Genomic DNA, 23456 nt, shown 5'->3' with positions numbered 1-23456 from the left:
CCTCGGCGACATGCCCGGATCCCCCCTCCTCGACGACCTGCGGGCGGCGCTCGGCGACGACGCCGTACTGACCGACCCGGACCTGCTGCGGATGCACGAGCGGGACGAGGCCGACCTCTGCGCCTCCGGTACGCCCCTGGTGGTGGTCCGCCCCCGCGGTACGGCCGATGTGGTCGAGGTGGTGAGGGTCGCGGGGCGGTACGGGGTGCCGGTGGTGCCGCAGGGGGCGCGTACCGGGCTGGCAGGCGCGGCGAACGCGGTCGACGGTGCGGTGGTGGTGAGCATGGTGGCGATGGATGCCGTGCTGGAGATCGATGCGGTGAGCCGGATCGCGGTGGTGCAGCCGGGCGTGGTGAACGCGGCGTTGTCGGCGGCGGTGGCGAAACAGGGCCTGTGGTATCCGCCGGATCCGGGATCGTGGGAGTCCTCCACGATCGGTGGGAACGTCGCGACCAACGCGGGCGGCATGTGCTGCGTGAAGTACGGGGTCACGACCGAGTACGTGTTGGGTCTGGAGGTGGTGCTGGCCTCGGGTGAGGTGTTGCGTACGGGTCGGCGTACCGCCAAGGGGGTTGCGGGTTACGACCTGACGCGGCTCTTCGTGGGTTCCGAGGGCACGCTCGGTGTGATCACGGAGGTGACGGTGGCGCTGCGGCCGGCGCCGCCGGAGTCGCTGACCATGGTGGCGGTCTTCCCCACCACCGCCGCCGCCGGGGCTGCCGTCGCCGAGATCGCCGCCCGGGGCCTCTCCCCCAGCCTGCTGGAGCTGCTCGACCGGACGCATCTGCGGGCGATCGAGGCGTACCGGCCGATGGGGCTGCGCACCGACGCGCAGGCGCTGCTGCTGGCCGCCGCCGACACCGGCACCCGCGCGGCCGACGACCTGGCCGGCCTGGCCGCCGTCTGCGCGGCGGCCGGCGCCGACGAGGTCTACACGGCCACCGACGCCGTGGAGGCGGCGGCCCTGTTGCAGGCCCGCCGGCTGGCGCACCCGGCGATGGAGAAGTTCGCGGCGGAGACCTTCCCGGGCGGCAACGGCGGCCTCGTCATCGACGACGTGGCGGTGCCCCGGGCGGCGTTGGCGGCGCTGCTCGACGGGGTCGCACGGATCGCGGCCGAGTGCGACGTGACGATCGGCGTGGTGGGTCACGCCGGGGACGGCAACATGCACCCGAACATCGTGGTGGACCGCGCCGACCCGACCAGCCTCGAACGCGGCCGACGCGCCTTCGACGAGATCATGCGCCTCGGCCTCGAACTCGGCGGCACCTGCACCGGCGAACACGGCGTCGGCCTACTCAAACGCGACTGGCTCGCCCGCGAGATCGGCCCCGTCGGCATGCGCGTACACCAGGCCATCAAGACAGCCCTCGACCCCGCCGGCCTGCTCAACCCCGGCAAGGTCCTCTGACGGGCCCAGCCGTCAAGCGGTCGTCTCCCGTCGTCCCCGAGCGGCGGCCCGGCCACGATGGGCCCGCTGACGGGCACGGCCGTCAGGCGGTCATCTCGGCCGGGGTGGCCTGGGTGAGCAGCAGCAGGATCTCGTGGGCGATCGGCGGGTGCTCCTCACCCGGGCAGTCCTGCGACGTGACGAGGCCGGCCGAGGTGAGCAGGCTGGAGGTCAACGCGTCGATGCAGGTGACCTGGTAGCGCCGGGCCTGGTCGGTCTCCGCCGCCAGCCCCGGGTCGGCGAGCAGCCCCTGGAGCCGGGCGACGTGCTCCGGGCCCAGCACGCCGGTCGACGTCACGCCGTCGCCGGCGCAGTCGACGCACTCCCACCTGCCGTCCGGCCCCACGGTGAGCTTACGCAGCGGACCGTTCGCGCCGACCCGCTGGAGGAGGCTGACCTCGCCCTCACCGGTCGTCGTCGCGCCACCGGGCCCCGGTTGCGACCGCCCGCTGAGGGCCGGCGCGCGGCCGTCGTCGGCGCGTCCGGGCAGCGCGCAGCCGGCGAGGGCGGCGACCGCCAGGGCGACGACGCACAGGCGGAACGGGCGCGACCAGGAGACGGAGGGCACGGGCCGGAACCTATCCCACCGCAGGTGACGGCCGTAACCGCTCGCCGGGGTGGGACACCGAACCTAGGGGGTGACCGGGGGCGGGTCGATCAGCGGGACGAGGACGGCAGTTCGGCCTGGTCGTCGTCCGCCCCGCGGTCCGCCGCGAAACCCCGTACGTCGGGCGCGCCGAGCCGGGCGGCGTCGGCGGTGGCGTCGTCGGGCATCAGCTGGGACTGGCGTTCCGCCTCCACCCGGGCGCGGTAGTGCGCCACCTCGCGGGCCCGGGTGGCCTCGTCCCAGCCGAGCACCGCGCCCATCAGCTCGGCCGCGTGGCCCGCCGACTCCAGGCCCCGGTGCGCCGTCTCGAAGGAGATCCGGGTACGCCGGGTCAGCACGTCCTCCAGGTGCAGTGCCCCCTCGGCCCGGGCCGCGTACGTCACCTCGGCGGCCAGGTACTCCGGGGCGCCGGCCAGCGGGGAGGCGAGCAGCGGGTCCGCGTCGATCAGCGCGAGCAGGTCGCGGGTGAGGGTGCCGTAGCGCTCCAGCAGGTGCTCGACCACCCCGACCGGAACCCCGTGCCGTCGGGCCAGGTCCGCCCGGTCCCGCCACATCGCGGCGTAGCCGTCGGCACCCAGCAGCGGCAGGTCGGCGGTGCGGGAGGGGCGTACGGCACCGAGCCGGTGGGCGGCGCGGTCGACCACGTCGGAGGCCATCACCCGGTACGTCGTGTACTTGCCGCCGGCCACCAGCAGCAGACCGAGCATCGGCTCGAAGACGGCGTGCTCGCGGGAGAGCTTGGAGGTGGAGTCGGCCTCGCCCGCCAGCAGCGGTCGCAGCCCGGCGTAGACCCCCTCGATGTCGGCCGTCGTGAGCGGCCGGTCGAGCACCGTGTTGACCTGCTCCAGCAGGTAGTCGATGTCCCGCGCGGAGGCCGCCGGGTGGGACCGGTCCAGCCGCCAGTCGGTGTCGGTGGTGCCGATGATCCAGTGCCCGCCCCACGGGATGACGAAGAGCACGCTGGTGGCCGTACGCAGGATCAGCCCGGCCTCGCCGGTGATCGCCGAGCGGGGCACCACGAGGTGCACGCCCTTGGACGCCCGGACGCGGATGCCGGGGCGCAGCCCGACGTCGTTCAGCATCCGGGACATGTCGTCGCTCCACACGCCGGTGGCGGCGATGACGGTGCGGGCGCGTACCTCGAACTCGGCGTCCGGGGAGCCGGGCGGCGCCTCCAGGTCGCGGACCCGGACGCCGGTGACCTCGCGGGCCTGCCGGATCAGCCCGACCGCCCGGGTGCTGTTCACCACGGTCGCGCCGAGGCTGGCCGCCGTGCGGGCCAGGGTCACCACCAGCCGTGCGTCGTCGACCTGCCCGTCGTAGTAGCGGATCGCGCCGGCCACCGCGTCGGCGCGCAGGCTGGGGAAGACCCGGCGGGCGCCCTCGCGGGTCAGGTGCCGGTGCAACGGCATGCCGCGCCCGCCACCGAACACCCCGGCGAAGGCGTCGTAGGCCGCCACGCCGGCGCCGTAGTAGGAGCGGCGCAAGGCGCGGGCGGGCAGGCCGCGCACGCCCCGCCCGTCGGGCAGCGGAACCAGGATGGGCACCGGGCGGACCAGGTGCGGGGCGAGCCGGGTGGCGAGCAGTCCCCGCTCGGTGAGCGCCTCGTGCACCAGGTGGAACTCCAGCTGCTCCAGGTAGCGCAGGCCCCCGTGGATGAGCTTGCTGGAGCGGCTGGAGGTGCCGGCGGCGTAGTCGCGCGCCTCCACCAGCGCCACCTTCAACCCCCGCGAGGCCGCGTCCAGGGCGGCGCCCGCCCCGGTCGCACCACCGCCGATGACCAGCACGTCGAAGCGTTCGGCCCGCAGGCGGCGCAGATCCGCGGCCCGGCGCTCGGGGGAGAGCTGACCGGCTGTCGTTCGGGACACGTTGGGGTCACGCACCCGTCCACGGTAACGGTCGCCGTCCCGGGCGGCACACGGCGTCCGCGCCGTACTGTCACAGGATGGAGGTCGGTCCCCCGTTCCCCGCCGGTCAACCCGTCCCCCGCCCCCCGGTCCCGCCGGGGCGGCCGGGTCCCTGGCCGGTGGTCGCGGCGGTGGTGACCGGCTGCTGGGCGGTCGGGCTCGTGGTCGTCGGGCAGCTCGGCGGCTGGCTGGCCGACCAGGTCGTACTGCTCTCCGGGCTGGACCGCGTGGCCTGGCTCTGGCCGGTGACGGTGCTGTTCACCGTGCTGCTGGTCGGCGCGCCCGCCCTGGCGCTCGCCCTGCTGCCCCGCTCGGTGGCGGTCCGCGCCGCCGGCCGGGTCTGGCTGGCGGCGACGCTCGTGCTCGGCGCGCTGGGGCTGCTCCGGGCGATCCCGCCGGTGCACCAGGAGGCCTACCTCGCCGCGCTGGCCGCCACGGCCGCGCTGGCCGCCCTCGTCCTACGGGCGCTGGCCCGTCGCGGGCCCGTCCCGACGCCCCGCGGGCCCGTCCCGACGCCCCAGGGGTCCGCGCCGGCCGCCACGCTGCTCGGGGTGGCCGGCGGACTGGCGCTGCTGCTGCCCTGGGTCTGGCTGGGAGCGCTCGGCGGACTGCTGGAGACGGTGCTCGCCGGGGTCGCCGCCGCCGCGCTGGGCGTGCTGGCCGGGGCGCTGCTCGACGGCGCCTTCTGGTCCCGCTTCGCCGTCGGCGAGCCACCCCGGCCGGCCCGGCTGGTGCTGGTCGGCGGGCTGGTCGCCGGGGTCGCGCTGCTGCTGATCGCCGCCGGGGTCGGGCAGTCCGGGGCCCAACTGCCCCTGTTGCTGACCCTGCCGCCGGCCGGCTTCGCGCTGGCGGCCCTGCGCGCCGCGGCCCGTGAGCCGGACGCCGCTGGCCGGGAGCCGGACGCCGCAGACCGGGAGCCGGACGTCGCAGACCGGGAGTCGGGCGTCGCAGACCGGGAGCCGGACGTCGCGGCCCGAGAGTCGGGCGGGCGGGCAGTTCCGGGTGCCGTGGGCCCCGCGACCCGTTGGCTGGTCGGGCTCGCCGTACTCGGCCCGCTGGCCTTCACCGATCCCGAGGAGATCAGCCTCGTCCTGGCCGGCACCCGCGACGTGCCGTTCTGGGTGGCGGTCGCGGCCGGCGCCGGGCTCGCCGTCGCGGCCATCCTCGCCGTGGCGTACGGCGTGCTGCTGACCCGGCCTCGGCGGCCGAGCCGACGGGTCGCCGGGGTGACCGCCGGCGTCCTGCTGGTCGTGGTCGGTGCGGTGGCCGTCGGCGCCGGCCAGCCCGGCCTGCACGGCGAGCGGCTGTTCGTGGTGCTGCGCGAGCAGGCCGACCTCACCGGCGTCCCGGCGACGACCGGCCGGGCCGGCCGGGACGCCCGGGTCGCCGAGGTCCACCGGCGGCTGGTCGCCACCGCCGGGCGGACCCAGGCCGACCTGCGCCGCGACCTGCGCCGGCTACGTCTCGACCACACCCCCTACTACCTGGTGAACGCGGTCGAGGTGGACGGCGGCCCGGCGGTACGGGCCTGGTTGTCGCGCCGGCCGGAGGTGGCCCGGGTGCTGGTCAGCCAGCGGCTGCGACCGCTGCCCGCCCCGGCCGGCCGCACGCGTGGCACCGCACCGGCGCCGGCCGGCCCGGAGTGGAACGTCCGGATGATCGGTGCCGACCGGGTCTGGTCCCAGCTCGGGGTGGACGGCTCCGGGATCGTGGTGGGCAGCTCGGACTCGGGCGTGGACGGTGGACACCCCGCGCTGGCGGGCGGCTTCCGGGGCGGCGACGACTCCTGGTACGACCCGTGGAACGGCACCCGCCGGCCGACCGACGAGGGCGGCCACGGCACCCACACGACGGGCAGCGCGGTGGGCCGGGACGGCGTCGGAGTGGCCCCGGGCGCCGGCTGGGTCGGCTGCGTCAACCTGGACCGCAACCTCGGCAACCCCGCGTACTACCTGGACTGCCTCCAGTTCATGCTCGCGCCCTTCCCGCCGGGCGGGGACCCGTTCACCGACGGCCGCCCGGCGCGCGCCCCGCACATCCTCACCAACTCGTGGGGCTGCCCGCCGATCGAGGGCTGCGACCCGGGCGTGCTCCGACCGGCGACCGCCGCCCTGGCCGCCGCCGGCATCCTGGTCGTGGCCGCCGCCGGCAACACCGGCCCGTACTGCGGCTCGATCGCCGACCCGCCCGCCCCGTACGCGGACGTGCTGACCGTCGGGGCGGTGGACCGGCAGCGCCGGGTGACCCTGTTCTCGTCGCGGGGCCCGGTGCCGGGGGCGGCCAAGCCGGACCTGGTCGCGCCGGGCGACGAGGTGCTGTCGGCGATGCCGGGCGGCGGGTACGCCACCCTGAGCGGCACCTCGATGGCGACCCCGCAGGTGGCCGGCGTGGTGGCGTTGATGTGGTCGGCCGACCCGACGCTGGTCGGCGACCTGCCCCGCACCCGGCAGATCCTGCGGGACACCGCGACCCCTGCCGGTGCCACGTACGCGTCGGCGACGCAGACGTGCGGGGGCGACCGGAACATCACCGGCGCCGGCCTGGTCGACGCCTATGTGGCGGTGCGGACGGCCAAGGGGTGAGCGGGTCTTGCCTCCCCCCGCATCCGGTGATCTATGGTCGGCGGCCATGGAGACGGAGATCGTCGAGCTGACCGCCGACCGGACGCCCGACGTGGTGGAGCTGTGCCGCCGGGCGCTGGACCTGCCGGAGGACGCGGCCGAGGCGCCGGAGGTCGTGGACGCGCTCTGGACCCGGGCGGTCGTCGACCGGCCGGTGGTCGCGCTGGGCGCGTACCGGGGGGCGGAGCTGGTCGGGGTGCTGGTCTGTTCCGTAGCCGCCCGGGACGCCCGGCTGGGGCACGTGGATCTGGTGGCGGTGGACCCCGCCCACCGGCGACGGGGCGTGGGGCGGGCACTGCTGTCGTACGCCGAGCGGACCCTCGCCGGCCTCGGCGCGGTGGAGGTGCTGCTCGCCGGCAACCCGCCCTACTACGCCTGGCCCGGCATCGACGTGCGCTACACGCCGGCGATCTGCGCCGCGCTGGCGCTCGGCTACCGGCAGGACCGGACGGCGTGGAACATGACGGCCGACCTGTCGTACGACGGCTCGCCCGCCCTGCGCCCGACGGAGCCCGCGGAGGCGCGGCTGGCCGGGCAGGGGGTGACGGTCCGCCGTGCCGCGGCGGGCGACCTGCCGGCGCTGGCCGAGTTCGCCCGTGCCACGTTCGGCGGGGCCTGGGACGCCGAGTTGGCCGGCTCGGTCGGCCGGGAGGGGGCCGGCTGCCACCTGGCCGAGCGCGACGGCACGGTGCTCGGTTTCGCCGCGTACGGGTCGTCCCGGCCGAGCTGGTTCGGCCCGATGGGCACCGCCCCGGCGGCCGAGGGCTCGGGGATCGGCGGGGTGCTGCTGCGCCGGTGCCTGCGCGACCAGCGGGCGGCGGGGGTGACGGCGGCGCAGATCGGCTGGGTCGGGCCGGTCCCGTTCTACTCGGGCAGCGCGGGCGCCCGGATCGAGCGCGTCTTCTTCCTGTACCGCAGGGCGCTCGGGGACTGACAACAGGGCGAACGGGATGTAGCGCCATTCGCCCGTATCGGTGATCGTCGCGCCCTACCGTTTCGGTAGAGGAGGCAGCCATGATTACGGACGACGAACGCCCCGGCCCGTTGCCGTTCGACCGGCTCGACTACGGCGACGCCGAGCAGCAGGCGGAGATGGCCGGCGTCGACGAACCGGCCGACGAGCCGGTGACGCTGGTCGACGAGCCGGTACCGGTCCCGCAGCCGTACGACGGGGCGCAGCGGAGGCGCAACCAACGGCCACTGCCGACGTGACAGCGGAAGGGGCGGACCGCTGACGCGGCCCGCCCCTTCCGGCGTGTGAAGCTGGACTCAGAAGTCCATCTCCCCGCCACCCGGACCAGCCGGGGCGGCCGGGGTCTTCTCCGGCTTGTCCGCCACGACGGCCTCGGTGGTGAGGAAGAGCGCCGCGATCGACGAGGCGTTCTGCAGCGCCGACCGGGTCACCTTGGCCGGGTCGATGATGCCCGCGGCCAGCAGGTCGACGTACTCGCCGTTGGCGGCGTTGAGGCCGTGACCCGGGTTGAGGTTGCGGACGTGCTCGACGACGACGCCACCCTCGAGGCCGGCGTTGACGGCGATCTGCCGCAGCGGGGCGTCCAGCGCGATCTTGACGATCTGCGCGCCGGTCGCCTCGTCGCCGGCCAGGTCCAGCTTGTCGAAGGCGGTCTTGCCGGCCTGCACCAGCGCGACGCCACCACCCGGGACGATGCCCTCCTCGACGGCGGCCTTCGCGTTGCGGACGGCGTCCTCGATGCGGTGCTTGCGCTCCTTCAGCTCGACCTCGGTGGCCGCGCCGACCTTGATCACCGCGACGCCGCCGGCCAGCTTGGCCAGCCGCTCCTGCAGCTTCTCGCGGTCGTAGTCGGAGTCGCTCTTGTCGATCTCGGCCCGGATCTGGTTGACCCGGCCCTGGATCTGCTCGGCGTCGCCGGCACCGTCGACGATGGTGGTCTCGTCCTTGGTCACCACGACCTTGCGGGCGCGGCCCAGCATGTCGAGGCCGACGGCGTCCAGCTTGAGGCCGACCTCCTCGCTGATGACCTGGCCACCGGTGAGGATGGCGATGTCGGCCAGCATGGCCTTGCGGCGGTCACCGAAGCCCGGCGCCTTGACGGCGACCGACTTGAAGGTGCCCCGGACCTTGTTGACGACCAGGGTGGCCAGGGCCTCGCCCTCGATGTCCTCGGCGATGATCAGCAGCGGCTTGCCCGACTGCATGACCTTCTCCAGGATCGGGAGCAGGTCCTTCACCGACGAGATCTTGCTGTTGACGATCAGGAGGTAGGGGTCGTCGAAGACGGCCTCCATGCGCTCCGGGTCGGTCATGAAGTAGGCCGAGATGTAGCCCTTGTCGAAGCGCATACCCTCGGTGAGCTCCAGCTCCAGCCCGAAGGTGTTGCTCTCCTCGACGGTGATGACGCCTTCCTTGCCCACCTTGTCCATCGCCTCGGCGATGATCTCGCCGACGGTGTTGTCACCGGCGGAGATGGAGGCGGTGGAGGCGATCTGCTCCTTGGTCTCGACGTCCTTGGCGAGCTTGAGCAGCTCCTCCGAGACGCTGGCCACGGCGGCCTCGATGCCCCGCTTCAGGGCCATCGGGTTGGCACCGGCGGCCACGTTGCGCAGGCCCTCGCGGACCAGGGCCTGGGCCAGGACGGTCGCCGTCGTCGTGCCGTCACCGGCGACGTCGTCGGTCTTCTTCGCGACCTCCTTGACCAGCTCGGCGCCGATCTTCTCGTAGGGGTCCTCGAGCTCGATCTCCTTGGCGATGCTCACACCATCGTTGGTGATGGTGGGGGCACCCCACTTCTTCTCCAGCACGACGTTGCGGCCCTTGGGGCCGAGGGTCACCTTCACGGCGTCGGCGAGCTGGTTCATGCCCCGCTCGAGGCCGCGGCGAGCCTCTTCGTCGAACGCGATCATCTTGGCCATACGGCGTTGTCCTCCTGGACACTCACGGGCCACCCGGAGTGTGTGTCCCGGATGGGCCGCCTGGTGTACGCACCTTGGGACGTCGCCACCTGGCGACGACGACGTCTCCTCGGCCGGGCCGGATAGCCCGCGACGACCGGCCATGTGCCGCAACCGCGTCTGGACGCCGCTGCGACCGTGGCCCTACCGCCCCGACCATTGGCACTCGCGGTGTGCGAGTGCCAATGACTTGTTTAGCACTCTCCCCTGCCGAGTGCAAGCACGATGGGCCCGGTCAGCCGAGTTCGCCGGCCAGCCGCGCGCTGTCCACCGGCCCCTCGTGGGCACGTTGCTCGGCGTACGTGACGACCAGCCCGACCAGCTGGGCGAGGTGGGTGGGCAGGGCCAGCACCGCGCCCAGCAGCGTCACCACCAGCACGCCGACCGCCGTGCCGGGCGAGTCCAGCGGGGTGGTGCCGAACGGCAGCGTCCCGAGGCCCTCCACCATCCCGGCCGCCCCGCCGCCGATGATCACCGCCGCCGCCACCAGCGCCACCCGGCCGAGCAGCAGGCCGAGGCGGTCGTGGAACATCCGGAAGGAGCGGCCGATCGGGTGCTGCCGCTCGAAGAGGTAGACCGGGCCGGCCATGCTGAGCGCGAAGGCGAAGTAGATGCCGGGGATGACGCAGAAGCAGGCGCCGAGGCCGATGATGACGCTCATCAGCAGGGTCCAGCCCCACAGGCCCAGTGCCCGGCGCGCCCCGTGGGACAGCGCCGCGCCCATGCTCACCGACTCGCCGGCCGCCTGCCGGGTGACCACCCAGGTGCCGGCCGCCCAGCCCAGGCTCTGCACCAGGCCGAAGACGAGGGCGCTGCCGAGCACCACGGAGAGCATGACGCCCAGGTCGGTCACGAAGGTGTCGGGCAGCGTGGTGGGCTCCTCGGCCATCGCCTGGTCCCACCGCGCGGTGGGGTCGACGACCAGCGAGAGCACCGAGACCACGGCCGCCGGCAGCACCTGCGTGAGCAGCAGGATCGGCAGCAACAGCCGCCAGCCCCGGCGTACGGCGCCGACGCACCGGTTGAACCAGCCGTTGACGCCGGCGCCGGGCGGGGTGACGAGCGGGTCGGCCGGGTCGAGGCCGTACGCCGGTGGGTACCAGCCGTGGACGGGCTGCCCGGGGTAGGCGACCGGGGCACCCGGGTACCAGGGCTGCCCGCCGTACGGGCCGGCGCCGACCGGGTACCCGCCGGTGGGCGGGAAGACCCAGTCCTGCGGCGGCTGCGGGCCGGCCGGCACACCGCCGCCCGGGGCCACGGGACCATCCGGGGCCACCGGACCGCCCGGGGCCACGGAACTGTCCGGGGCCGGGACGGCCGGCCCTCCGGCATTCGGATCTCCCGGAGACGGCACGGCCTGGGGCGGCTGGTCGGACATGAACCCTCCTCAGCGATGGCTGGAACGGCTCACGATCCTCCCCTGCCGGCGCAACCGCACCGGAGCCCGCCCCACCGCGACACCGCTGCCCGGCACGATCGGCCCGCCGAACCGGACGGCACCGCCGGGTCACCCGCCGGACATCCCGGGACCGATGGCCGGGGAGGGGCGCAGGCGACCGACGCGTGGGCGGAGGAGTGCGCGGTCAGGCGATGACGCGTACGCGCTCGGCCTGAGGGCCCTTCTGGCCCTGGGCGACCTCGAACTCGACCCGCTGGCCGTCGTCCAGCGCCTTGTAGCCGTCCATCTCGATCGCCGAGAAATGGACGAAGACGTCCTGCCCGCCGTCGACGGCGATGAAGCCGTAGCCCTTTTCGGAGTTGAACCACTTCACGGTGCCCTGTGCCACGGTGCACTTCCTCACTCTGCGCAGCGTTTCACGACCCCGGAGGCCGGGCTGGCCGGCACCGGAGGACGCCCGATTCGGCGATCGACAATGGCCGCTGAAACGGTAACCGAAATCGCACGCTACACGAAGCGTGACGGCGGCGCACGACCACAAATCGGGCATATTTCAACCGGTGGACATCGGCGTTCATCGCTGTGGTACGCATGCGTCATGACGAGCACGCCCGACGGGTCGGGGCAGGCGCGGCGGGCGGAGATCCGGCGGGTCCGGCCCCGCGACGCCGCCCGGATGCGGGCCCTGCGGCTGGAGATGCTCGCCGACGCCCCGCTGGCCTTCCTCGAGACCCTCGCCGACGCGGCGGCCCGGCCGCACGCGGACTACGCGGCCAGGATCGCGTCCGTCTCGGCCGGGGTGGGCACCGCGCAGTTCGTGGCGGACCCGGGCGGCCGGCTCGTCGGGCACGCGGGTGGCACGGCGGCCCCCGGGGAGCCGGCGCTGACCCTGGTGTACGCCGTCTACGTCACCCCGCCCTGGCGGGGCACCGGCCTGCTCGGCGACCTCGTCGACGCGGTCGCGGCCTGGTCCCGGGCCTGCGGGCGGCCCGAACTGATGCTGGAGGTCGTGGTCGGCAACGACCGGGCCTACCGGGCGTACCGGCGGCTGGGCTTCGTCGACACCGGCGTACGCGTCCCGCACCCCACCGTGCCGGTGCTCACCGAACTCCAGATGCGGCGCAAGGCCTGACGCGGCTGCCCGGACCGGCCGGCCGTGGGCCGACCCGGGCAGCCGGACGGATCACGCGTGGCGGCGGGACTGCACGACGCGGAACCGGTTGGCCACGTAGGCGCCGTCGGTGAGCGCGGAGTTGGCCGCCGCGTTGGCGCCGCTGCCGTGGAAGTCGGAGAAGGCCGCCGACTGGTTCACGAAGACCCCGCCGGTGAGGTTGCAGGACAGGTGCACCCCGACCTCGATCGCCGCCGCCTCGGCCGCGTCGAGGACGGTCTCGTCCGTGGAGTAGACCGCCGCCGTGAGCGCGCCCTTCTCGCCGACCGTGGAGCGCAGGATCTCCAGGCTGTGCGCCGTGGAGTCGGTGGCGATGGCGAACGAGATCGGCCCGAACCACTCCTTCGAGTAGGTCGCGGCGTCGTCGGCCGCCAGCCTGACCACCGTCGGGGTGCGGACCACCGCGCCGGGGAAGGCCGGGTGCTCGACCGTACGCGACTCCAGCACCGCCTCGCCGACCTTGGTGACCTCGTCGAGGCGCTCCAGCACCCCGTCGTTGACGATGGCGCCGGTCATCTCCACCCCGCGCGCCGGATCGGCGGTGAGCTTGGCGACCGCCGCGGCGATCCCGCCGGCCACCTCGTCGAAGCTCTTGTGCCCCTGGTCGGTCTCGATGCCTCCCGAGGGGATCAGGATGTTCTGCGACGTCGTGCACATCTGGCCGCTGTAGAGGGTCAGGGTGAAGCCGAGGTTGCGGCACATCCCGGCGAAGTCGTCGGTGGAGTCGATCACCACCGTGTTCAGCCCGGCCTTCTCGGTGTAGACGGCCGCCTGCCGGGCGTTGGCCTCCAGCCAGTCGCCGTACTCGGTGGAACCGGTGAAGTCGATGATCTTGATGGCCGGGTGCAGGGCCAGCGTGGAGGCGAGCTTCTCGCCGGGCGCCTCGGGGGCGAGCAGCACCAGGTTCGGGTCGAAGCCGGCCTCGGCGAGCACCTCCCGGGCGTACTTCACCGTGATCGCCAGCGGCAGCACCGCGCGCGGGTGCGGCTTGACGACCACCGGGTTGCCGGTGACCAGCGAGGCGAACAGCCCCGGGTACGAGTTCCAGGTCGGGAAGGTGTTGCAGCCGATCACCAGCGCCACGCCACGGGGCACCACGTGGAAGGTCTTGGTCATCCGCAGCGGGTCGCCCTTGCCGGCCGCCTTCTCCCAGCCCGCCGTCCCCGGGTGCCGGGTCATCTCCGCGTACGCGTAGGCGACCGCCTCCAGCGCGCGGTCCAGCGCGTGCGCGCCGCCGGCCTGGAAGGCCATCACGAAGGCCTGGCCGCTGGTGAACTGCACCGCGTTGGCCAGCTCGAAGATGTGCTTGTGCAACCGGTCGAGGATCTCCAGGCAGACCCCCGCCCGGGCCTGCGGGCCGGCGTCGCGCCAGCCGGGCAGCGCGGCGGAGGCGGCGGCGACCAGCTCGTCGGCGCCGGCGTGCGGGTAGCGGACGTTCAGCTCGACGCCGAACGGGCTGGTCTCGGTGGCGACCCGGTCGGTCGCGCCCGGCTGGTCGAGGGGGAAGTCGCCGCCGAGGTACGCCTCGAAGGCGGCCTTGCCGTCGGCGGCGGCGGTCTCACCGTAGACGCGGGGGCTGGGCGACTCGGGGTAGGCGGACCAGTACCCGCGCTCCGTGATGGCGGTCAGCGCCCGGGTCAGGGTGTCGGCGTGCCTGTCGTACAGGGGGTGCGGGGTCTCCGTCATGCCCGCCATCATGCAACAGAAAGCACCAGGATCAGTAGGGGCGTGTCACAACTCAGATGGTGAGCTGCCAGTCGGTCCAGCCGTCGACGGGGCGGAACCCGAGCTGCTCGTTGATCCGCACCATGTACGCGTTCTCGGCCGCGTTGAAGGTGTCGATCGCGCGTACCGCCGGTTCGTGGGCCAGCAGGTGGTGCAGGTTCTCGACCTTGGCGAGCAGCCCGAGGCGGTGCCCACGGTGGTCCGGATCGACGATGGTGATCTGCTGGAACGCGTGCCAGTCGGCCGACGCGCCGACGTCGAGCAGGGTCCAGGCGACCAGCCGTCCGGACGCCTCGTGGCGCAGGGCCGTGTGGTAGCGCCGCCGCCCCCGCGCGTCGAACGCCCGCTCAGTGCTCCGGAGCCGGTCGGCGTCGACCCGCTCCGGCTCCCACTCCACCTCGCCCAGGGGCGCGTCGGCCATCAACCGGCCGTCGAGGTAGGCGATGTCGGCGACGTACTCCTCGGGGGTGTGTCCCTGCCACCGCACGACGCGGTAGCCGGCCGCCCGGGACCGGGCCCCGGCCAGCGCGGCGGCCAGGCCGTCGTGGTCGAGCCGGGTGGTGTCGAGCCGGCGGCGGACCTCGGCCAGCGCCGGCCGGGCGCCGGTGGACGCGGCGAAGGCGGCGCCGGCGCCGGAGCGGGGCGGGCCGCCGGGCAGCGTGGTGACGGCCATCGCCACCACCCGCTTGCGGCCCCGCTCCCGCAGCAGGCGTACGGCGTGCTCGTGCAGCGCGCGGCCGACGCCGCGACGCCGGTGCTCCGGATGCACGACCAGCTCGGCCGTGGCGTTCTCGGTGTTGTCGAGCTGCGGCAGGTCCAGCGCGAGGTAGCCGGCCGGCACGCCGTCGAGCCGGGCCAGCGCCCAGAGCGGTTCGTTGCCCGGCATCGGGTGCCGGACCGCCGCATCGAAGCGCCGCCGGCAGAAGGGCGGGAAGTCCGGCAGGTCGGCCTCGTTGGCCGCCGCGCCGATCCGGTACGCCTCGTCGACCGCGGCCTGGTCGGCGGCGTCGAGCGGCGCGATGGTGATGCTCATCGGCTGAGAGTGCGCCGCCAGACGACGATCGGGCCAGCGAATTAACCGCTGGCCCGATCGGGAGGTTGGTCGGGAGGGACGCTCGCACAACGCCTCCGGCGTTGGGTCGCAAGAACTGAAAGTCTCCGGCGAAACGCCCTCCCGCACGGAGCATCTTGCGCCGTCCGGTTACGGCCGTCAAGTCCTTGTCGGCGCGTTTTCCGCACTCACAGCGAAAACCCAGTTACCCGGCGAATCCCCGGATCAGGTGAGGAGGCCGGCGTCGCGGGCGGCGCGCAGCGAGGGCTTGATGCGGTGGGTGGGACCGACCTGGCCGGACACCGCATCGAGGGTCTTGAGGCCCTCGCCGGTGTTGAAGACGACGGTCTCCGCCGTCGGGTCCAGGCGGCCCGACTCGACCAGCTTGCGCAGCACGGCCACCGTCACCCCGCCAGCGGTCTCGGCGAAGACGCCGGTGGTACGGGCGAGCAGCCGGATGCCGGCGCGGATCTCGTCGTCGTCGACGTACTCCATCCAGCCGCCGGTGCGGCGTACCGCCTCCAGGGCGTAGATGCCGGCGGCCGGGTCGCCGATGTTGAGCGACTTGGCGATGCCGGTCGGCCGGACGGGGGTGATGGTGTCGGTGTCGGCGTGCAGGGCGGTGGCGATCGGGTTGCAGCCGGCCGACTGCGCGCCGAACACCTTCCAGCCGCCGGCCGGCGCCTCGACCAGGCCGATCTCGACCAGCTCGGTGAACGCCTTGTCGATCTTGGTGAGCAGCTCGCCGGAGGCCATCGGGATCACCACCTGCGCGGGGATCCGCCAGCCGAGCTGCTCGGCGACCTCGTAGCCGAGCGTCTTGGAGCCCTCGGCGTAGTAGGGGCGCACGTTGACGTTGACGAACGCGGTGTCCTCGAACTCGTCCGTCTCCACCAGCTCGCCGCAGAGCCGGTTCACGTCGTCGTACGAGCCGTCGATGGCGACCAGTTCGCCGCCGTAGACGGCGGTGGTGACGACCTTGCCCTGCTCCAGATCGCCGGGGATGAAGACCACCGAAGGCGCGCCGGCCCGCGCGGCGTGCGCGGCGACCGAGTTGGCCAGGTTGCCGGTGGAGGCGCAGGCGTAGCGGGTGAAGCCGAGCGCGCGGGCGGCGCTCAACGCCACCGAGACCACCCGGTCCTTGAAGGAGTGGGTCGGGTTGGCGCTGTCGTCCTTGACCCAGAGGGGGGCGGTGATGCCCAGCTCGGCGGCGAGGTGCGGGGCGGACACCAGTGGGGTGAAGCCGGGGTCGAGGGTGACCCGGGTGGCCGGGTCCTGGCCGGCGGGCAGCAGTGCCGCGTACCGCCAGATGTTCTGCGGGCCCGCCTCGATCTGCTCCCGGGTGACCGTCGCGAGCGCGGCGGCGTCGTAGTCGACCTCCAGCGGGCCGAAACACTCGTAGCAGGCGTGCTGGGCGGCGAGCGGGTAGCGGGCCGAACAGGCGCGGCAGACCAGGGCACGGGCGGGGCTGGTGGTGGTGTCGATGCCGGAGGGGGCGAACGTCGACGTCATGTCGCGGGTCCTCTCATCTTTCCCCGCATCGCACCCTGCGGCGGGGACGGAATTGGCACCTGCCCCGCCGGTCGCTCTGCGGTGAGCGCGCGGGGTGGTTGCCGGGGCGTCGTCGGGCCGTATCCCTCAGCCCCTCTGGATGAGGTATGCAGTTGTACCTGCGAGTTTAAGCACCGAAGGCGCCCGGATCGACGGCCGATCCCACGCTGTGAGCGATCCCGCAGTCGCCGCCGGGCCGCAGGCGGCCTTCTGTCACGGTACGGATTCAGACGGCCACGGAGCGGGAGTCGGCGGCGGGGCGGCGGGCGCGTAGCAGGGTGTCGACCGCCCACCGACCGGGACCGAACACGGCGATCAGCAGGAACGACCAGCAGAACAGGACGGCCAGCTCGCCGCCGTTGCGCAGCGGAAGCAGCGCGTCCGGCTGGTGCACCACGAAGTACGCGTACGCCATCGAGCCGGATGCCAGCAGGGCCGCCGCCCGGGTCAGCAGCCCGACGAGCACCAGCCCGCCGCAGACCGCCTGGATCAGCGCGGCCCACCACCCCGGCCACTCGCCGAACGGGACCGCCTCGCCGGTGCCCCGGTTTCCGCCGAGCACCCCCAGCAGCGAGGCCAGGCCGTGGCAGAGGAAGAGCAGGCCGACGACGGCGCGGAACAGGGACAGGGCCGGGCCACCGATCCGGTCAGTGAACATCAGGGCACCTCCGAGCAGGACGACGGGACGACACCAGAATGCCGACAGCCATTCGGCCATGTCGATTGATTCCCTCTCTGTGGGAACGCTCCCACGACGCGGTCGGGCGCCCCTGGCGCGTCCCCGCTACGGTGCCAGGCACATCGACGGAAAGGAACGCGCGAATGCGTCGCAAGCTCGTCCCCGTGGTGGCGCTCTCCATGGCCTGCCTGCTGGCGCTCACCACCGCCTGTTCCACAGGCAACCGGAAGAAGCGGAACCGCTCCGCCGACCGGCCCGCCGGCACCGCCGCGAAGCGGGACGACGTCGACGCCGCCCCCGCGACCACCCGGGCCACCCCGACGCCCCGCCGCACCGGCGACCAGCTCACCTGCCTCGAACTGCGCAACACCCGGATCGGCAGCAGCAGGGTCCGCTACCGCGGGTACGCCGCCCCGATCCGTCTCGCCGCCGGCCGCTGGTCCGACCGGAACGGCACGACTGTGGAGTTGCAGCGGCCGTGCGCCATCGGCGACCTCGACGGCGACGGCGCGGGCGACGCGGTCGGCGTGGTCATGCTCGACGGCGGCGGGACCGGCCGCTTCTTCACCCTCGCCGCCTGGCGCAACGTCAGGGGCGAGCCGGACTACCAGGCCCAGGTCGACCTCGGCGACCGTACGCCGGTGGAGAGCGTCAGCGTGAGCGGCGGCAGGGCGACGGTGGTCTACCTGACCCGGCCCGCGGACGGCCCGGCGGCGGAGCTGAGCATCCGGCGTACCGCCGTCTACCAGCTCAGGGGCACGACGCTGGCCAAGCTGAGCCACACCGACGCCCGGGTGACCGCGACGCCCCCCGGCGACGGGGACACCGCCGACTCCGGCACCGAGCCGGACTCCCCCGACTCCCGCACCCGCACGCGCAGGCCCCGGTCCCGCTGACGTCCCGCCGGTGGTCGTACCGGGCCCAGGACCGCGCCGGCCGATCCGCCGGCGCGGGCTCCGGCCGTGCCGGGCAGGCGCCGGCTCAGTCGGGGACCGGCCGGGGGGCTGGTGGCTTCGGCAGCCGGATGTATCCGGTGGCCGGGCAATCCTGCTGAGTCACCGCGCCGAGGCAGCCCCACCCCGAGGTCGGGGGGCGCTCGAAGTACTGGACGGGCTGCGACGGGATGGCCTCGGTGGTGAACGTGCCGGCGCCGCTCGGGATGCGTTGCTCGTGGGCGCCGGTCGTGTCGGTGTAGGAGGCGACGATGTGCCACTCGCAGGTGTGGGTGGACACCTCCGGCTGGATGCGGAAGGCCATGTTCGACTGACCGTTGCCCAGTTCGACGACGTTGCGGCGGAAGTACAGCTGGCCCTCCCGCGGCTCGCCCTCGTCCAGGACGTACGGGCCGTGCGGCTCGTCCGTCGGCCCACCGGTCAGGTCCCACAGCAGCCCCTGCCGGGACTCCGCGCCCGCCGGGGGAAGGGTGACGACGGTCTGCGCCGTGGGTACGCGGCACGAGTCCTTGACGGCGGTCATGTTGTTGATCGTGAGTCCGGCGGCGCGATCGCTGTTCAGGTTCAGGTCGAACGTCTGGGCATGACCGCGGTTCTCGTTGCCGTCCTCGAACGGCGCAACGTAGGACGCGTGCTCGACCACCCGGCCGCCGAGCGGCTTGAGGAGCTCCCACACCTCTGACCTGTCGCCGGTCAGGGCGGTGAGCCCGGCCTGCTCGCCCTCGGTCAGCGGCCGGTCGAGCAGCACGGTGAAGGCCTCGGGCAGGTCCCGGTCGTAGTCGAGGGGCGTGACCGTGGACACGAACGCGGCCTGCTCGCGGTCGACCGCCTGCTGAGCCTGCCTGTCCGAGCGGGCCCGATCGGTGGCCGTCGACCGGTCCAGAAGGACATTGGCCTGGTAGGCGAAGAGCACGCCGACCACGACGATGACGGCGACGACGGTCGCGTACACCGCGCGCTGCTTCGGCGCAAGCCGGCGAAAGCCGGGCAGGCGTTCATCGGCCAGCACGGCCCAGGCTTTTGGCTCGGTCGCCGACCCGGACGGCGACGCAGGCGCGGACGGCGGCACGGACGCAGACGGCGGCACGGGCGCAGACGCGGACGACGGCGCGGACGGCGGCGCGGACGGCGACGCAGGCGCAGGCTCGGGCGGCGCCGTGGACGACGGCGGCGTGGCCGGCGCTGTGGATGACGGCGGCTCAGGAGGCGACGCGGGCGGCTGGTCAGGGGGCGGCGCAGGGGGCGGATTGGTCATACCCGATTCTCACTCAGCGGCACCACGCCATCACTGAACTGCTCTCGCCGCGCCGAGATAGAGCGGGACAGGTGATGTCGTAGGCGATTCAGCTCGACAGGCGCCGCACGGCGGCCCCGTTCCGGGCCGGTCCCGCAGATGGGGCAGCTCGACAGCGGGGCCAAGGAGATCACGCTGGGCTTCGACGCCCCGCCCCGGCCGCTGACCCTGCGGCCCGACGAACGGGCTGCGGCCACCGTGCTCTGGCGCAACCTGGTCACCGACTCGACGGTCGTCGCCACCAACGGCGAACGCCTGGAGATCGCGCCCGCCAAGGGCCAGGCCGCGCAGGTGGTGGGCCTGGACGGGCCGATCGACCTCGGCAACACGGGCCGGATCGGGGTCAGCGCCTGGAAGAAGGCGACCGATGCGGCGCCTTAGCTGGTGACGTCCTTGCGGGTGAAGCGCCAGAACGCCAGCCCCCAGAACAGCGTCGCGTAGCTGATCGCGGAGATCGCGCCGCGTACCACGTCGTCGGTCTGCACCGGCGTCGACAGCAGCCCCAACCAGGCGGTGCTGTAGTGCGTCGGCAGGAACGCGCGCAGCGCGCCCAGCGCGGTGATCTGGTCGAGGATGCTGGAGAGGATCCAGAGCAGCACCGCGCCGCCGACCGCGCCGAGCGCCGCGTCCGTCACCACCGACAGCAGGAACGCCAGGCCGGCCACCACCAGGAGTACGACCGCCAGGTAGCCGAGCACGCCCAGCAGCCGCAGCAGCCCCTCGCCCGGTTCGAGCTGGGCGGCGACCGTGCTGCGCAGCGGCTCCCAGCCGTAGCGCAGCGTGCCGATCAGCAGGGCGGTGCCGGCGAGCAGCAGCAGCGCCAGGGCCGAGTACGCGAGCGCGACGAGCAGCTTCACCGTCAGCAGGCGGGCCCGGGGCACCGGTATCGCCAGCAGGTAGCGCAGGCTGCCCCAGCTCGCCTCGCTGGCCACCGTGTCGCCGCAGAACAGCGCCACCACCACGACCAGCAGGAACGACGCCGAGACGAAGATGGTGAAGAGCGTGAAGTTCAGCCCGCCCGACGTGGCGAACTCCACCAGGCTGCCGAACTCCCCGCGCCCGTTGTCGTCGTCGTCGCCCGTGTCGAACTGGAACGCGATCAGGATGATCAACGGCAGCAGGACCATGAACCCGAGCGCGAGCTGCGTACGCCGCCGGGAGGCCTGCCGCCGGAACTCGGCGCCGAACGGCAGGGTCGCCGACGGCCGGTAGCCGGCCGCCGCGCCCGCCGTGCGTGACGTGCCCGCCATCATCGGTCCCCGCTTCCCCGAGAGTTCTCGCCCACCAGGGCGAGGAACGCGTCCTCCAGGCGGCGCCTCGGCACCACCCGGTCCACCCCGATGCCGGCCCGGACCAGCTCGGCGACCACCTCGCTGCGGGCGGTGCCGTTGGTGTCCACCACGAGCTGGCCCTCGCCGTCCGGGAGCACCCGCACCCCGTGCAGGCCGTCCAGCACCGCGCGGGCGGCCTCCGGGTCGGTCACGTCGAAGAGCACGCTGGGCGACTCGCCCACGATCTCCTCGACCGGGCCCGAGGCGACGATGCGGCCCTTGTTCACCACCACCGCGTGCGTACAGGTCTGCTCCACCTCGGCGAGCAGGTGGCTGGAGACCAGCACCGCCCGGCCGTCGGTGGCGTAGCGCTGGAGCACCCGGCGCATCTCCGCGATCTGCGGCGGGTCGAGCCCGTCGGTCGGCTCGTCGAGCACCAGCAGCTCGGGCAGGCCCAGCATGGCCTGCGCGATGGCGAGCCGCTGCTTCATGCCGTGGCTGTAGTTCTTGATCCGCCGGTGCACGGAGTCGCCCAGGCCGGCGATATCCAGCGCCTCCTCGAAGTGCGCGTCCTCGGCCGGCCGGCCGGTGGCCCGCCAGTACGCCTTCAGGTTCGCGAGCCCCGACAGGTGCGGCAGGAAGCCCGGCCCCTCGACCAGCGCGCCGATCCGGGACAGCACCGGCGACCCGGGCACCAGCCGGTGCCCGAAGACGTAGATCTCGCCGGCGGTGGGCTGGGTCAGCCCCATCAGCACCCGCAGCGTGGTGGTCTTGCCCGCGCCGTTCGGCCCGAGCAGGCCGACGACCTGACCGGGGTGCACCTCGAAGTCCACGTTGGAGACGGCGACGAAGCCGTCCGCGTACTCCTTGCGGAGCTGCCGCACGGCGAGCGGGACGCCCGCGTACGTCGGATGCACGGAGCTGTCCTGGCGGCGGTGCCGGCGGCGGACCACGGTGACGACCACGACGAGCCCGACCACGATCGCGGCCACGAGGCCGACCAGCACCCAGCGCCACACGGTGGCGGCCGTGGGGATCGGGTCGCCGGCGACGGTCGGCAGGCTGACCGCGCCGGTGGCCGCGACGGTGTGCACGGCCGGCTCGGCGGGGGTGGCGTACGCCTGGTCGGAGGTCGCCACCACCACGCGCAGCCGGTGCCCGGCCTCGAACCGGCGCACGATCGCCGGCAGGGTGACGGTGACCGGCCGCGCCGCGTCGATCGTCGGTGGCAGCCCGGTGAGCCGGACCGGGGCGACCAGGCCGTTGGGCAGGGTGGCCGCGCCGTTGGGGTCGACGTCGTAGAGCTTGACGAAGAGCACCGCCTCCCCCGTCGGCGACGCGGCCCGGACGTCGACCGTCGGGGCGCCGACGACGTCCACCGCCCCGGTCAGCGGCTCCGACTCGAACCGGGCGTGCTGGCCGGGGATGTCCCCCGCCACGCCGCCGAGCAGCGACGACAGCTCGCCGGCGAAGGGCACCGAGGAGATGGCGGCCGGATTGCCGGCCGGCGGGTTGGCGACGGGCTGGGCGGGACCGGCGACCGGTACGTCCCGGCGGGCCGTGCCGGCGACGCCGGGGTAGTCGGCGTAGCGGTAGCCGGTGGCCACCAGTCCCCGGTCGAGGGCGTCGAAGCCGGCGATGCGCGAGAAGGTGAAGTCGTCGCCCGGGGCCGCGCCCTCGCCCTTGACGTAGTGGTCGAGCCACTGCACGGTCAGGAACTTCACCCGGTCCGAGTCGGTCTTCGGGCCCTCGCCGCCGTCGTGCCCGCCGGTGAACCAGGCCACCCGTACGGGCGTGCCGGCGGCGGCGATGCCGCGCGCGTTGGCGTCCGCCTCGCTGAGCGGGAAGAGGGTGTCCGCCGCGCCCTGCACGAGCAGGGTCGGCGCCTTGATCCGGTCGAGCACGCCGGCCGGGCTGGAGCGACGCAGCAGGTCCACGGCGGCCTGGTCGGCCCTACCGGTGGTGGCGATCCGCAGGTACGCGGCGCAGATGTCGGCGGCGAACCGGCCACACGCGGGGTCGGCGGCCCCCGCCGGGGCGCGCCCCGGACCGGTGCCCGGCCCGGCTCCCGGCCCCGGACCGGGCGGGCCGGCGGAGACGGGCGCCCCTTCGGGCTGGGCGGCGTCGGCACCGGAGAGCCCCGCCGGCCCGGAGCCGACGTTGCCGCCGCCGCCGAAGAAGAGGCCGGCCCAGCCGGACTTGAACACGCCCTCGGTGGGCTGCTTACCGGTGTTCTCCGGCAGGAAGGAGCGGGACAGGTCGTTCCACGTGATCATCGGCACGATCGCGTCGACGCGCTGGTCCTGCGCGGCGAGCAGCAGCGCCAGGCCGCCGCCGTACGAGCCGCCGACGACGCCGACCCTCGGGTCACCGGCGGAGTCGGTGCGGATCTCGGGCCGGGCGGCGAGCCAGTCCAGCAGCCGGGCGGCGTCGCGAACCTCGTAGTCCGGGTGGCTCAGGTGGATCTGCCCGCCGCTGCGGCCGAAGCCCCGCGCGGTCCAGGTGAGTACGGCGTAGCCGCGGCCGGCGAACTCCTCGGCGTCGGCCCGGACTGACTCCTTGGTGCCGCCGAAGCCGTGCGCCAGCAGCACCGCCGGCACCTTGTCGGCCGCCGAGGCGCCCTCGGGCAGGTAGAGCGTGGTGTCCAGGTCGACGGGCTCGTCCCCGTTCGGCCCGGAGGGGACGTTCACGAACGCCGCCTCGGTGCGGATGTCCGGCCCCTGCGGCAGCACCGCCCAGGTCACGGCGGCGGCGAGCAGCACGACCACCGCCGTCGCGGCGACGGCGCGCCGGCGGGTGGGCAGGGCACGCCGGATCCACGCGGCCGACAACGGCGATCTCATTCG

At 74.1% G+C, this 23456-nt stretch carries 19 protein-coding genes and 1 riboswitch; of the genes, 7 read left to right on the top strand and 12 right to left on the bottom strand.

Annotation, left to right across the window (positions count from 1 at the left end; translation table 11 throughout):
- Positions 1-10 precede the first annotated feature (10 nt).
- Positions 11-1411 (top strand): FAD-binding oxidoreductase, encoded by a 1401-nt coding sequence (locus ACGFIG_RS01330; protein WP_392998087.1) that lies wholly within the window; start codon positions 11-13, stop codon positions 1409-1411.
- A gap of 82 nt (positions 1412-1493) precedes the next feature.
- On the opposite strand, the gene ACGFIG_RS01325 is transcribed toward ACGFIG_RS01330, so the two are convergent.
- On the bottom strand, positions 1494-2018 hold the full coding sequence (locus ACGFIG_RS01325) for a hypothetical protein (RefSeq protein ID WP_392998086.1): 525 nt from the start codon (positions 2016-2018) through the stop codon (positions 1494-1496).
- An 89-nt stretch (positions 2019-2107) separates the two neighbouring features.
- Positions 2108-3925, bottom strand: coding sequence for a glycerol-3-phosphate dehydrogenase/oxidase (locus ACGFIG_RS01320; protein ID WP_392999372.1), 1818 nt, complete (start codon positions 3923-3925; stop codon positions 2108-2110).
- A gap of 77 nt (positions 3926-4002) precedes the next feature.
- Between ACGFIG_RS01320 and ACGFIG_RS01315 the strand changes: the two genes are divergently transcribed.
- The 3 genes from ACGFIG_RS01315 (at position 4003) to ACGFIG_RS01305 (ending at position 7797) form a co-directional block, all read left to right on the top strand.
- Positions 4003-6546: a S8 family serine peptidase gene (locus tag ACGFIG_RS01315; RefSeq protein WP_392998085.1), complete on the top strand. Its 2544-nt coding sequence runs from the start codon at positions 4003-4005 to the stop codon at positions 6544-6546.
- A gap of 46 nt (positions 6547-6592) precedes the next feature.
- Positions 6593-7519, top strand: coding sequence for a GNAT family N-acetyltransferase (locus ACGFIG_RS01310; RefSeq protein ID WP_392998084.1), 927 nt, complete (start codon positions 6593-6595; stop codon positions 7517-7519).
- A gap of 80 nt (positions 7520-7599) precedes the next feature.
- Entirely contained in the window at positions 7600-7797 is a 198-nt protein-coding gene (locus ACGFIG_RS01305; protein ID WP_392998083.1) for a hypothetical protein, read from the top strand.
- Positions 7798-7854: 57 nt separating this feature from the next.
- Here ACGFIG_RS01305 and groL read toward each other — a convergent pair whose 3' ends face one another.
- From groL to ACGFIG_RS01290, 3 genes are all read right to left on the bottom strand, one after another.
- The gene (gene groL, locus ACGFIG_RS01300; RefSeq protein WP_392998082.1) at positions 7855-9477 is read right to left on the bottom strand and encodes a chaperonin GroEL; all 1623 of its coding nucleotides are present in this window, start codon (positions 9475-9477) and stop codon (positions 7855-7857) included.
- Positions 9478-9751: 274 nt separating this feature from the next.
- Positions 9752-10774, bottom strand: coding sequence for a hypothetical protein (locus ACGFIG_RS01295; protein WP_392998081.1), 1023 nt, complete (start codon positions 10772-10774; stop codon positions 9752-9754).
- 325 nt (positions 10775-11099) lie between these two features.
- Positions 11100-11303 carry a cold-shock protein gene (locus tag ACGFIG_RS01290; RefSeq protein WP_121656584.1) on the bottom strand — a complete coding sequence of 68 codons (204 nt, stop codon included), beginning with the start codon at positions 11301-11303 and terminating at the stop codon, positions 11100-11102.
- Between the two features lie 210 nt (positions 11304-11513).
- On the opposite strand from ACGFIG_RS01290, the gene ACGFIG_RS01285 reads away from it, so the two are divergent.
- Positions 11514-12047, top strand: coding sequence for a GNAT family N-acetyltransferase (locus ACGFIG_RS01285; RefSeq protein WP_392998080.1), 534 nt, complete (start codon positions 11514-11516; stop codon positions 12045-12047).
- Between the two features lie 51 nt (positions 12048-12098).
- Here ACGFIG_RS01285 and paaN read toward each other — a convergent pair whose 3' ends face one another.
- The 4 genes from paaN to ACGFIG_RS01265 form a co-directional block, all read right to left on the bottom strand.
- On the bottom strand, positions 12099-13772 hold the full coding sequence (gene paaN, locus ACGFIG_RS01280; RefSeq protein WP_392998079.1) for a phenylacetic acid degradation protein PaaN: 1674 nt from the start codon (positions 13770-13772) through the stop codon (positions 12099-12101).
- Positions 13773-13824: 52 nt separating this feature from the next.
- Complete coding sequence (locus tag ACGFIG_RS01275) at positions 13825-14844, bottom strand: GNAT family N-acetyltransferase (RefSeq protein ID WP_392998078.1); 1020 nt, start codon at positions 14842-14844, stop codon at positions 13825-13827.
- A 243-nt stretch (positions 14845-15087) separates the two neighbouring features.
- Entirely contained in the window at positions 15088-16374 is a 1287-nt protein-coding gene (gene thrC / locus ACGFIG_RS01270; protein ID WP_392998077.1) for a threonine synthase, read from the bottom strand.
- 10 nt (positions 16375-16384) lie between these two features.
- Positions 16385-16520: riboswitch (SAM riboswitch) on the bottom strand.
- Positions 16521-16639: 119 nt separating this feature from the next.
- Complete coding sequence (locus ACGFIG_RS01265; protein ID WP_392998076.1) at positions 16640-17071, bottom strand: DoxX family protein; 432 nt, start codon at positions 17069-17071, stop codon at positions 16640-16642.
- 164 nt (positions 17072-17235) lie between these two features.
- Between ACGFIG_RS01265 and ACGFIG_RS01260 the strand changes: the two genes are divergently transcribed.
- The gene (locus ACGFIG_RS01260) at positions 17236-17988 is read left to right on the top strand and encodes a hypothetical protein (RefSeq protein ID WP_392998075.1); all 753 of its coding nucleotides are present in this window, start codon (positions 17236-17238) and stop codon (positions 17986-17988) included.
- An 85-nt stretch (positions 17989-18073) separates the two neighbouring features.
- On the opposite strand, the gene ACGFIG_RS01255 is transcribed toward ACGFIG_RS01260, so the two are convergent.
- Positions 18074-18997, bottom strand: a complete 924-nt coding sequence (locus tag ACGFIG_RS01255; RefSeq protein ID WP_392998074.1) for a hypothetical protein — start codon at positions 18995-18997, stop codon at positions 18074-18076.
- 441 nt (positions 18998-19438) lie between these two features.
- On the opposite strand from ACGFIG_RS01255, the gene ACGFIG_RS01250 reads away from it, so the two are divergent.
- Positions 19439-19720, top strand: a complete 282-nt coding sequence (locus ACGFIG_RS01250; protein WP_392998073.1) for a DUF4232 domain-containing protein — start codon at positions 19439-19441, stop codon at positions 19718-19720.
- Here the strand turns inward: ACGFIG_RS01250 and ACGFIG_RS01245 are convergent.
- Together ACGFIG_RS01245 and ACGFIG_RS01240 are read right to left on the bottom strand one after the other, a co-directional pair.
- Entirely contained in the window at positions 19717-20592 is an 876-nt protein-coding gene (locus ACGFIG_RS01245; RefSeq protein WP_392998072.1) for an ABC transporter permease, read from the bottom strand. The genes ACGFIG_RS01250 and ACGFIG_RS01245 overlap by 4 nt on opposite strands.
- Positions 20589-23453: an alpha/beta fold hydrolase gene (locus tag ACGFIG_RS01240; protein WP_392998071.1), complete on the bottom strand. Its 2865-nt coding sequence runs from the start codon at positions 23451-23453 to the stop codon at positions 20589-20591. The genes ACGFIG_RS01245 and ACGFIG_RS01240 overlap by 4 nt, the downstream gene beginning before the upstream one ends.
- Positions 23454-23456 lie beyond the last annotated feature (3 nt).

Source organism: Micromonospora sp. NPDC049048, from assembly GCF_043197615.1.
Taxonomy (GTDB): domain Bacteria; phylum Actinomycetota; class Actinomycetes; order Mycobacteriales; family Micromonosporaceae; genus Micromonospora.
This window is presented reverse-complemented; position numbering and strand designations above follow the sequence as displayed.